Here is an 11469-nt window from a genome sequence, read left to right as displayed (position 1 = left end):
GATTGACTTTCGCCAATCGTCAACGTTGCAGAATAGGCGGCACGAGCGACATAGCTAATCTCCCCACCTGCGGGGGAGATGGCCGGCAGGCCAGAGGGGGGCGCGAAGGAACGCAACCGTGAAGGTTCAGTTCGTAACTGTAGCCATTCCCGTCAACCCAAGCTGATCGCGCCGTAGCCAGCGCCACATCAGCAACACCGCCACCACCGCAAGGCCCACTGACAGGCCGATCCAGATGCCGACGCCATGGAAGCCGAAATGGAAGGCCAGCGCCACGCCGAGCGGCAGGCCGACACCCCAATAGCCGATCGCCGCATAGATCATCGGTATCGTGGTGTCGTGCAGGCCGCGCAGCATGCCGGCAGCCACCGCTTGCGCGCCGTCGACGATCTGGAACAGCGCTGCCAGCGCCAGGAACGACACGGCAAGCCCAATGACGACCGCGTTGGCCGGATCATTGAGATCGATGAAAGCGCTGATCAACAGGCGCGGCCACAGGATCATCGCGAGCGCGGTCAGCGCCATGAAGGAAACGCCCATGACGAAGGCGGTCCAGCCGGCGCGGCTGATGCCTTCCGGGTTCTGCGCGCCATAGGCCAGGCCGACGCGTACCGTCACCGCTTGGTTGAGCCCCAGCGGCACCATGAAGCTGATCGAGGCGATCTGTATGGCGATGGCGTGTGCTGCCAATGACGGCGAATCGATCAGGCCCATGAACAGCGCAGCAGCATTGAAAATGGTGACCTCAAAAGCCAGGATGCCGGCGATCGGCAGGCCGAGCTTCAGAAGCCCGACGAAACGCGGCCAGTCCGAGCGCCAGAAGCGGCCGAACAGGCGGTAGCGCCGGAATTTCGGTTCCATCATCACCACCGCCGCCATGCCGATGAACATCAACGCGCTGGACAGACTCGTCGCCAGCCCGGAGCCGGCGATGCCCATGGCCGGGAAGCCGAGATTGCCGAACATAAGACACCAGTTGGCGAGCACGTTGAAGGCCACCGCGACGAAGACGATGATCAACGCCCAGCCCGGACGCTCCAGCGCCGAGATGAAGGAGCGCAGCACGATATAGCCGTAGAAGGGCAGCACCGCCCATTGCAGCCAGCGCACATAAATGCCGGCCTGCGCGGCGAGCGCCGGTTCCTGCCCCATGGCGGCCAGAATGGCTTCAGCATTCCACAGCACGATCCAGATCGGGATCGAAACAAGGATGGCGAGCCACAGCCCCTGGCGCACGGTGCGGCGCAGGTCGCGCACCGAATGGCGCCTGCGGCCGAGTTCGGTAGCGATCATCGGCGAGGTTGCGAGCATCAGGCCGAGCCCGAAGATCAGCGGCGCGAAATAAAGATTGGCGCCCAGCGCGCCGGCAGCCAGCGTGTCGGCACTAAGCCGGCCCATCATCATAACGTCGGTGGCCGTCATCGCGGTCTGGCCGAGATTGGTCAGGATCATCGGCCAGGCCAGCGCCAGCATTGCGCGAATTTCGAGACGCCAAGGGTTTGCCGGAGCTCTCGCTTCGACCTGTATCGCAGACATTTTTCTAACTTTCAGGGGCGAACCGCGGCGAAAATCATGCCATCAGTCGCGTTTTTACGGAAAAACGAACGGTTTTTCCGATTTTGAATGCCTTTTGAACGAAATGCTCTCGTTAGGCAAGCCACCAGCGTGGTCGACAATTGAGCCAGGGTGATGGCAACGCCGTCTCTTCCACGGTGGAAGCGGCACAGTTTGCCGTTCAACCTCGTCATCCCGGCCAAGGGAGCGAAGCGACCGCGAGCCGGGACCCATTGACCGGCACGGCCGGATACTGAGTTCGCACATCGGGATTGAAGCGTGCCAAGTCGAGGACCGGGCCGCGCTCGACGATGCCCTGACCAATGGGTCCCGGGTCCCTTCGCTACGCTTCGGTCGCACGGGATGACGCCTACGAGTAACGCTTCGAAGGATGCCGCGTCGCCTACAGCCTCTCCAGCACCTGCCGCTGGCGGTGCATTTCGAGGAAAATCCGGTAGTCGCGCTCGAAGCTTTTTCGTGCGGCCGGGTTGGGTTTGCGCTCGCGTCCGCCCTGCTGCATGGCCGCTGCGGCTTCGGCAAGCGTCGGATAAAGGCCGCCCGCCGCCGCCGCCGCCATGCCGGTTCCGAGCAGGACTGCTTCGTCGGCTAAAGGTTCTATCACCATGCAACCGGTGGCATCGGCATAGAGTTCCATCAGTAGCGGGTTCTTAGTGTGGCCGCCGGTGACATGCAGCGTGTCGATGACATAGCCGTTTTCGTTCAGCGTCTCGAGAATGTGGCGCACGCCGAGCGCGATGCCGACGGCGGTGCGCCAGTAGAGCCGGCACAGGCTGTCGAAGGAGGCGTCGAGCGTCAGCCCGGAGATGACGCCGACCGCATGCGAGTCGGCCAGCGGCGAGCGGTTGCCGTGAAAATCCGGCAGCACATGGAGCCGCGACGCAAACGCCTCGCCTTCTTCGGTTCGCAACGCCATGACGCGCTCGGCGATTCTGCCATGCATGGCGGCATCCGGTTCGCCGCCGGCGCCGTGCCAGCGGATGATGTGGTCGAGCAAAGCGCCCGTCGCCGACTGGCCGCCTTCGCTCGTCCAGCAGTCCGCCAGCGTGACGCCGAAATAGGGGCCCCAGCCCCCGGTGAAGGGACGTGGCTCCGGCGACATTGCCATGACGCAGCTCGACGTGCCGGCAATCAGCGCCATATGCCGCTCTATGCTGGCGAAATCGCCGACGAAGCGGCCGAGCACGCCAAGCGCGCCGGCATAGGCATCGATCAGCCCGGAGCCGACGCGGCAGGCTATGGTGAGGCCGAGTGCATCTGCGGCCTGCGGGGTAAGCGGGCCGAGGTCGGCGCCGACGGGGCTCGCCCGCTCGGGCAGGTTTCCGCGCGCCAGAAGATCGCCGAGTGCTACCGTGTTGAGAAAATCGTCCTGCCAGCCGGGTGTCTCATGGGCGAGATAGGTCCATTTGCAGGTCAGCGTGCATTGCGAGCGCGCCATCGAGCCGCAAGCCTTCCAGGTCAGGAAATCGGCCAGATCGAAGAAATAACCGGTCTTCTGCCACTGGCCGGGCAGATGCCGCTTCAGCCACATCAGCTTGGGAATTTCCATCTCCGGCGACATCACGCCGCCGACATGGTCGAGCACATGATGCCCTGTGGCGGTGCATTCGTCGGCCTCGGCCAGCGCCCGATGGTCCAGCCAGACGATGGTGTCCCAGCGATCGTCGCCGTCGCCGGAAACGCCGAGCTGGTTTGCATCCACATCGCGCACCACCAGCGAGCAGGTGGCATCGAAGGAAATGCCGACGATGTCTTCCGGTTTCACCGCGGCCTTCTCGCGCGCCGCCTTCACGGCCGCGCAAACTGCCGACCAGATGTCTTCCGAATCATGCTCGGCATGGCCGGGTTTCGGCTGGCGCATCGCTATTCTGTGGTCGGCGCGGCCGAGCAGATTGCCGTCACGATCGAGAATGCCGGCGCGCGCGCTGCCGGTTCCGACATCGACGGCGCAGACGAACCCCGCCATCAGCGGGCGGACTTTCTGGATTTCGGGGAGCGAGGGCGAAGCATCATGGCAGGCAGAATAATGCCCATCGGATAGGGCGCAAGGTCTCTCCTGCGATCGCGAGGAATCAGATCGTCTTCAGCATGCCGCCGTTGACATGATAGGTGGCGCCGACGCAGTAGCTAGCGCGGTCGGAACACAGGAATACGAAGAAATCCGCCAGTTCCTCGACGGTGCCGAAGCGCTTGATCGGCGCATGTTCGTCGGCGACTGTCTGCAGATAGCTTTGCCAGTCGCCGCCGCTGCCTGCGGTCAGTTTCTTCGCCGTATTCACCCAGTCCGGCGTGAGGATCAGGCCGGGATTGATCGTGTTGACGCGGATATTGTCCTTGATCACCTCATTGGCGAGGTTCTTGGAAAACATCAGCAGCGCCGCCTTGGTGACATTGTAGATCGGCTCATACCACAGCGGCTGCACCGCGCAGATCGAGGCGTTGTGCAGGATCGCGCCACCGCCGCGCGCCTTTATCATCGGCACGAAGCCGCGTGCCAGCCGCACTGCCGCCATGACATGCAGTTCCCAATAGGCCTGCCACTTGTCGTCGGACGCCTCCATGATCGTCTCGTTGGAACCGGTGCCGGCATTGTTGACGAGGATGTCGGCGCCGCCGAAATGCTCCTTCGCCGCAGCCACGAACTGTTCCGCGCCCTCGGCTGTTGCGATGTCGCCGGCAACGGGCACGGCCCTGATGCCATAGGTCGAGGCCAGCCGATCCGTCTCGGCAGTCAGGCGCTCCTTCTGCCGCGCACCGAGAACGAGATGCGTGCCCTCGCGCGCGAAAGCCTCTGCGACGCCGAGCCCGATACCGATGCTGCCGCCGGTAATCGCGGCAACCTTGCCCTTCAGTCCGAGGTCCATGCAGTTCTCCGGTTACGGGAATTTTTCGAATGTCAGAGCGTCCCGCCGAGATAGCGCTTCAGAGTTTCCGCGGTGCCGATCTTCCAAAGTGTCCGAAGCGCATGAGCGAAGGCGGCGGCAAAGACCGGCGAGCGCCCGACCTTGCCATAGATATCCTCCATCGCAAGCCATGCCGAGGGATCGTCCTTGGCCGCACGCGCGGTTTTCTGCAGGCGCTCCCAGTTCGGGTCGTTGGGTTCGATGAGCGCTCCTGAATCCGTGGTGCCGAAGCAATAGCGGCACCACAGCGCCGATTCGAGCGCGAGGCCCGAGACGTCCTTGCCCGCCTTCAGCCGGTCGGCGATGGTCGGGATGATGAATTTCGGCTGGCGGTTGGAGCCGTCGAGGCAGAGCCGCCGCACGGTGTCGCCGATCTTGGGGTTGGAAAAGCGTTTTTCGATCAGCTTGAAATAGTCTTCCAGCACCACGCCGGGAACGGGCGGCACGGTCGGAATGATCTCGTCGCGCTCCAGCTTGGCGAGGAAATCGCGCACCAGCGGCTCCTGCATCGCCTCATGCACGAAATGGATGTCCATCAGCCCGGCCGGATAGGCGATCGTCGCGTGTCCGCCATTGAGGATGCGGATCTTCATCAGCTCGAAGGGAGACACGTCCTTCACGAAGGTCACGCCGACGGCCTCAAGCGCCGGCCTGCCGGTCGGGAAATTGTCCTCCAGCACCCATTGCCTGAACGGCTCGCAGAACACCGGCCAGTTGTCCTCCAGGCCGAATTCTTGCACCAGGAGCTTGCGCTCGCGGTCAGTCGTTGCCGGTGTGATGCGATCGACCATGCCGTTCGGAAAGGCGACGTTCTCCGCCACCCAGCGGGCGAAATCGGGATCGCTGAGCTGCGCCAGCCCGATCACCGCATCGGCAGTCACGTGCCCATTGTGGGGGATGTTGTCGCAGGACATGACAGTGAAGGCCGGCGTGCCTTCGACGCGCCGTCGCGCCAGCCCGGCCAGGATCAGGCCGAAGACGGTTTTTGGCGCTTCCGGATTGCTCGCGTCGCTGACGATGTTGGGGTGCGCGGGATTGAATTTTCCGGAGGCCGGATCGATGAAATAGCCGCCTTCGGTGATGGTCAGCGAGACGATGCGAATCTTCGGATCGGCAAGCCGGCTAATAATAGCATCGGTGTCGCCGGGGACAAGAAAATCCGTCATCGCCGCGGTCACGCGCGCTGCCATGTGACCTTCATCCTGCTCGACAACAGTCGTGAGAAAATCCTGCTCGGCAAGCTTTTCGCGCCCGACCTTCTCGCCCTCGAAAACGCCCGCGCCGACCAGTGCCCAATCATGGTCGCGGCCTTCATTGAAGAGGTCGTCGAGATAGACGGCCTGATGGGCGCGATGGAAATTGCCGACACCGAAATGCAGGATGCCGGGGGTGAGCGCGGCGCGGTCGTACTTTGGGCCGGCGACGTTGGCGGGGAGGTGCCGGAGGGTCGTTTGGGAGAGTTTTACGGGCATGTTTCGACGCTTTCTCTTTTGGGCGCCGAAGTTCGCGACACCTTCTCCCCTTGTGGGAGAAGGTGGATCGGCGCGCAGCGCCGAGACGGATGAGGGGTGTTGGAAGAAATGAGACGCTGGCGATCCTGCCAGCACCCCTCATCCGACCTCGCTCCGCTCGGCCACCTTCTCCCACAAGGGGAGAAGGGAAAATCAACTCATCCAGTTGCCGCCGTCGACATTGTAGGTCTGGGCGACGATGTATTCGGCTTCCGCGCTGGCGAGGAAGATCGCCATGCCGGTGAGATCCTGCGCCGTGCCCATGCGGCCGAACGGCACCGCCTCGCCGACGAGCTTTTTCTTCTCGCCCTTTGCCAGTTTCTCGTGCTTGGCAAACAGCGCATCGACGCCGTCCCAGTGATCGCCATCGACGACGCCCGGCGCGATGGCGTTGACGTTGATGCCGTGCTTGATGAGGTCGAGCCCGGCCGATTGGGTCAGGCTGATGACGGCGGCCTTGGTGGCGCAGTAGACGGCGACCAGCGCCTCGCCTCGCCGTCCGGCCTGGCTTGCCATGTTGATGATCTTGCCGCCCTTGCCCCGCGCGATCATCGAGCGGGCGGCGGCCTGCATGGTGAACAGCGTGCCGGCGACATTGACGGAAAACAGCTTGTCGTAGCTCGCCCGCGTGATGTCGACGATCGGCGCCAGGTCGAAAAGTGCAGCATTGTTGATCAGGATGTCGAGCCCACCTGCCTTCTGTTCCACGGCTTTGATCGCCGCCTCGATCGAGGTTTGGTTGGTCACGTCGAGGCTGACGGCATAGGCCGATGGGCCGATCTCGTCAGCGGTCTTCATCGCCGCATCGAGATTGATATCGCCGATCGCAACAGTCGCACCCTCGTGGATATAGGCCTCCGCGAAGGCGCGGCCGATGCCGCGCGCAGCACCCGTGATCAGGGCGGACTTGCCCTTCAGTCTTTGTGTCAAATTGCTCTCCCGTCGGCACCGAAGCGGTGCAATTTCGAGGGGTCGGGCGTCAGGAAGATCGTGTCGCCATGCTTGACCGAGATTTCGCCGTCACCGCGCACGGTGAGCGGGCCGACGCCGTCGGAATGGACATGCAGGAAGGTGTCGGAGCCGAGATGCTCGGCAACGCCGACGGTTGCCTTCCAGTCGCCGGAGGTTTTCGAGATGGCGAGGTGCTCGGGGCGGACGCCGACGGTCGTCGCGCCGACCTTCGCAGCCGGCGCGCCGGTAATGAGGTTCATCTTCGGCGAGCCGATGAAGCCGGCGACGAACAGGTTCTTCGGCGTCTTGTAGAGCTCCATCGGCGAGCCGACCTGCTCGATATTGCCGGCGTTCAGCACCACGATCTTGTCGGCCATGGTCATCGCCTCGACCTGATCGTGGGTGACGTAGATCATCGTCGTCTTGAGCTGGTGATGGAGCTCGCTGATCTCCAGCCGCATCGTGCCGCGAAGGGCGGCGTCGAGGTTGGACAGCGGCTCGTCGAACAGGAAGGCGGATGGCTGGCGCACGATGGCGCGGCCGATGGCGACGCGCTGGCGCTGGCCGCCGGAAAGCTGGCCTGGCCGGCGCTCGAGATAGTTGGTGAGGTTCAGAACGCGCGCTGCGTCCTGCACCTTCTTGTCGATGCTGGCCTGGCTCTCGCCGGCCATCTTGAGCGGGAAGGCGATGTTCTTGGCCACCGTCATATGCGGGTAGAGCGCGTAGGATTGGAACACCATGGCGAGCTTGCGCTTGGCCGGGGCCTCGCCGGTCACGTCGCGCCCGTCGATGTTGATGGTGCCGCCGCTGGTGTCTTCCAGCCCGGCGATCAGCCTGAGCAGCGTGGACTTGCCGCAACCCGAGGGGCCGACGAAGACGACGAACTCGCCGTCTTCGATGACGAGGTCGATTTTCGGAATGATGACCGTCGCCCCGAAGGACTTCGACACTTGCTTGAGCGTGATGTTTCCCATGATTTCCTCCCCCGAAGGGCTTTTGTCTTCGTTACTTCACAGCACCGAATGTCAGGCCGCGGACCAGCTGTTTCTGGCTGAACCAGCCCATGATCAGGATCGGCGCGATCGCCAGCGTCGAGGCCGCCGACAGCTTGGCCCAGAACAGGCCTTGTGGGCTGGAGAACGAGGCGATGAAGGCGGTGAGCGGCGCTGCGTTGGTCGTCGACAGCCGGATCGTCCAGAAGGCCTCGTTCCAGGCGAGGATGATGTTGAGCAGCATGGTCGAGGCGATGCCGGGGATAGCCATCGGCGTCAGCACATAGACGATCTCGCCCCAGAGGGTCGCTCCATCCATGCGCGAGGCCTCCAGGATCTCGCCCGGGATTTCACGGAAGTAGGTGTAGAGCATCCACACCACGATCGGCAGGTTGATCAGCATCAGCATCACGGTCAGGCCGATGCGGCTGTCGAGAAGTCCCCAGTCGCGGAAGATCAGATACATCGGAACCAGAACCGCGACCGCCGGCATCATCTTGGTGGAAAGCATCCACATCAGGATGTCCTTGGTCCGCTTGGTCGGCGAGAACGCCATCGACCAGGCCGCCGGTATCGCAATGAGCAAGGCGAGGATGGTCGAGCCGACGGAGATCACCACCGAGTTCATGAAGAACTTGAAGTAGTTGCTCTGCGACTGAACCTCGGCATAGCTCTCCAGCGTTCCCGACGGGATCAGCTTGAAGCCGGCGATCGCCTCGGTCTCGGATTTGAACGAGGTGATGATCGTGTAGAGGATCGGAAAGAAGATCAGCAGGGCGATCACCCAGGCGGCGATGGTCCATCCGACCTTGGTCTGTGTCGAAACTGCGCGTGCCATGGGTCTCTCCTATTTGTCGAGGTTCTTGCCAACGGCGCGCATCAGGAAGAAGGCGACGATGTTGGCGAGGATGACCGCGATGATGCCGCCCGCCGATGCCCCGCCGACGTCGTAGCCGAGGAGCGCGGTGCGGTAGATCAGGAAGGGCAGGTTGGTCGATGCGTAACCCGGGCCGCCATTGGTGGTGACGAGGATTTCGGCATAGACGCCAAGCAGGAAGATGGTCTGGATCAGGATGACCACCGTAATCGCCCGCGACATATGCGGGATGGTCAGATGGATGAAGCGGCTGACGAAGCCGGCGCCGTCCATCTCGGCGGCCTCCTTCTGCTCGCCGTCGAGCGATTGCAGCGCGGTGAGCAGGATCAGGGTGGCAAAGGGCAGCCACTGCCAGGCAACGATGATGATGATCGAAAACAGCGGGTATTGCGCGAACCAGTCGACCGGTTGGAAGCCGAGCGATTTCGAGATACCGGCGAAGACGCCGTAGCCCGGATGCATGATCATGTTCTTCCACACCAGTGCCGCCACCGGCGGCATGACGAAGAAGGGCGAGATCACCAGGATGCGCACGATGCCCTGGCCGAACATCGGCTGGTCGAGCAGCAGCGCCAGCGCGGTGCCGCCGATGACGGTGATCAGCAGAACGCCGACGACGATCAGCAGAGTGTTCCAGATCGACTGGAAGAAGGCCGGATCGGTGTAGAAGAACTGGTAGTTGAACAGCCCTGCGAAACTGACATTGGCCGGGTTGAGCAAATTGTAGTTCTGGAACGAGAACCACAGCGTCATTGCCAGCGGCACGATCATCCAGATCAGGAGCAGGAACACCGACGGCGCCATCATGAAGCGCGCAAGCGTGCGGGTTTGTTGAGTAGCCATGGTTTCACCCTCGGTTTGAATGAACCGTTCCGGTTGTCTTCACCACAGGCGGCGCCTGGCGCCGGTCGAATGAGTTGAGCATGCCCAAAAACAGGGCGAACTCGGCAGTCACGCTGTCTGTACGCGGACGCCAACATGGTTGGGGCGGGCCGCCCGGACTGGGAACCGGACGGCCCAAGGCATCGAGATGATGCCTTATTTGATGTAGCCGGCCCGGGTCATTTCACGCACCGAGGCGGTTTGAGCTGCCGCAAGCGCGTCATCGACGCTGGACTGGCCGGCAAGTGCTGCCGAGAACAGCTGGCCCACCGTCGTGCCGAGACCCTGGAATTCGGGGATGGCGACGAACTGCACGCCGACATAAGGCACCGGCTTGACGGTCGGCTTGGTCGGATCGGCCGAGTTGATCGAGTCGAGCGTCATCTTGGCGAAGGGCGCGGCCTTCTGGTATTCTGCGTTTTCATAGAGCGAGGTGCGCGTTCCCGGGGGAACGTTGGCCCAGCCTTCCTTCGAGGCGACGAGGTCGAGATAGCCCTTGCCGGTTGCCCAGGCGACGAATTTTTCAGCCGAGGCAGCCTTCTGCGTGCCGGCCGGAATGCCGAGCGACCATGCCCACAGCCAGTTGCCGCGCTTGCCGAGCCCGGTGTCGGGCGCCAGCGCATAGCCGACCTTGTCGGCAACGGTGGAGTCCTTTGGGTTCGAGACGAAGGAGGCGGCGACGGTGGCGTCGATCCACATGCCGCACTTGCCCTGCTGGAACAGCGCCAGGTTCTCGTTGAAACCGTTGGAGGAGGAACCGGCCGGGCCGGCATCCTTCATCAGGTCGACATAGAACTGAAGCGTCTTCTTCCATTCGGGCTGGTCGAACTGCGGCTGCCACTTTTCGTCGAACCAGCGCGCGCCGAAGGAGTTCGACATGGCGGTGAGGAAGGCCATGTTCTCGCCCCAGCCGGCCTTGCCGCGCAGGCAGATGCCGTTGATGTCATTGGCGCGGTCGGTCATCTTGCGGGCCGCGTCGGCGATGAAGTCCCATGTCGGCGCGTCGGGCATCTTGAGCCCGGCTTTCTCGATCAGGTCCTTGCGGTACATGACGAAGGAGCTCTCGCCGTAGAAGGGCGCGGCATAGAGCTTGCCGTCGGCTGAAAGGCCGCCGGCAATCGCCGGAATGATGTCCTTGGCGTCATAGTCGGCGCCGAGATTGTCGAGCGGCAGGAGCCAGCCCTGCTTGGCCCAGATCGGAACCTCGTAGGTGCCGATGGTCATGACGTCGTACTGGCCGCCCTTGGTGGCGATGTCGGTGGTGACGCGCTCGCGCAGCACGTTCTCCTCGAGCGTGACCCATTCGAGCTGGATGTCGGGGTTCTTGGACGTGAAGTCTTCCGTCAGCTTCTGCATGCGGACCATGTCGCCATTGTTGACGGTGGCAATGGTGATGGATTCGGCATGCGCGGAAAAAGCAAGCGCGCTGGCCGAACACAGGCCCAGAATGAGCGTGGTCAGTTTCATCGATATTCCTCCCTAGGACCAAGTTGAGCATTTGCCTTGGCTGTGGGCAATTATTCACTTACCGTGATTTATGTCAACCCGGATTCGATGCTGCGCCGCAGCACCTGGATCGCCGTGCGTCCATTCGGACGCACAAGGGAACGATTCAGCGCTGAGAATGAGCTCTAGGCTCTTGCAGGTTTCGATCCGGCTCCCCAAATTCGGCGCCAGTCGCGTGAACATGTTTCAATGAGGGAAACACGGTTGAAAATTTTCACGCCTGTAATCGAGGGTTTTGCTAAAACTGGCAGGAATCAACGGACCGTGCGGGCGCA

The 11469-nt window shown here is 62.8% G+C and carries 10 protein-coding genes; all 10 read right to left on the bottom strand.

The features are described 5' to 3' along the window. Nucleotides 1-126: 126 nt before the first annotated feature. The 10 genes from G6N74_RS16935 to G6N74_RS16890 all read right to left on the bottom strand — a co-directional run bounded on the left by G6N74_RS16935 (nt 127) and on the right by G6N74_RS16890 (nt 11155). Nucleotides 127-1536: an MATE family efflux transporter gene (locus G6N74_RS16935; RefSeq protein WP_165119110.1), complete on the bottom strand. Its 1410-nt coding sequence runs from the start codon at nt 1534-1536 to the stop codon at nt 127-129. Between the two features lie 11 nt (nt 1537-1547). Next, the gene (locus G6N74_RS16930) at nt 1548-1739 is read right to left on the bottom strand and encodes a hypothetical protein (RefSeq protein ID WP_165119109.1); all 192 of its coding nucleotides are present in this window, start codon (nt 1737-1739) and stop codon (nt 1548-1550) included. Nucleotides 1740-1957: 218 nt separating this feature from the next. Beyond that, nucleotides 1958-3538: an FGGY-family carbohydrate kinase gene (locus G6N74_RS16925; protein ID WP_205826715.1), complete on the bottom strand. Its 1581-nt coding sequence runs from the start codon at nt 3536-3538 to the stop codon at nt 1958-1960. A 106-nt stretch (nt 3539-3644) separates the two neighbouring features. Beyond that, a complete protein-coding gene (locus G6N74_RS16920; RefSeq protein ID WP_165119108.1) occupies nt 3645-4436 on the bottom strand; it encodes an SDR family NAD(P)-dependent oxidoreductase in 792 nt (263 codons plus the stop codon). 32 nt (nt 4437-4468) lie between these two features. Next, nucleotides 4469-5947, bottom strand: coding sequence for a mannitol dehydrogenase family protein (locus G6N74_RS16915; protein ID WP_165119107.1), 1479 nt, complete (start codon nt 5945-5947; stop codon nt 4469-4471). 192 nt (nt 5948-6139) lie between these two features. Then, on the bottom strand, nt 6140-6916 hold the full coding sequence (locus G6N74_RS16910; protein WP_165119106.1) for an L-iditol 2-dehydrogenase: 777 nt from the start codon (nt 6914-6916) through the stop codon (nt 6140-6142). Continuing rightward, nucleotides 6913-7911, bottom strand: a complete 999-nt coding sequence (locus G6N74_RS16905; RefSeq protein WP_165119105.1) for an ABC transporter ATP-binding protein — start codon at nt 7909-7911, stop codon at nt 6913-6915. Before G6N74_RS16905 ends, G6N74_RS16910 begins: the two co-directional genes overlap by 4 nt. Nucleotides 7912-7942: 31 nt before the next feature. Further along, on the bottom strand, nt 7943-8767 hold the full coding sequence (locus tag G6N74_RS16900; RefSeq protein ID WP_165119104.1) for a carbohydrate ABC transporter permease: 825 nt from the start codon (nt 8765-8767) through the stop codon (nt 7943-7945). 9 nt (nt 8768-8776) lie between these two features. Further along, entirely contained in the window at nt 8777-9649 is an 873-nt protein-coding gene (locus tag G6N74_RS16895) for a carbohydrate ABC transporter permease (protein WP_165119103.1), read from the bottom strand. Nucleotides 9650-9844: 195 nt separating this feature from the next. Then, nucleotides 9845-11155, bottom strand: a complete 1311-nt coding sequence (locus G6N74_RS16890; protein WP_165119102.1) for an ABC transporter substrate-binding protein — start codon at nt 11153-11155, stop codon at nt 9845-9847. Between the last annotated feature and the right edge of the window lie 314 nt (nt 11156-11469).

Source organism: Mesorhizobium zhangyense, from assembly GCF_011045115.1.
Lineage (GTDB): Bacteria > Pseudomonadota > Alphaproteobacteria > Rhizobiales > Rhizobiaceae > Mesorhizobium_M > Mesorhizobium_M zhangyense.
Note: the sequence above shows the minus strand (reverse complement) of the source record. Positions and strands in the feature narration are given on the sequence as shown.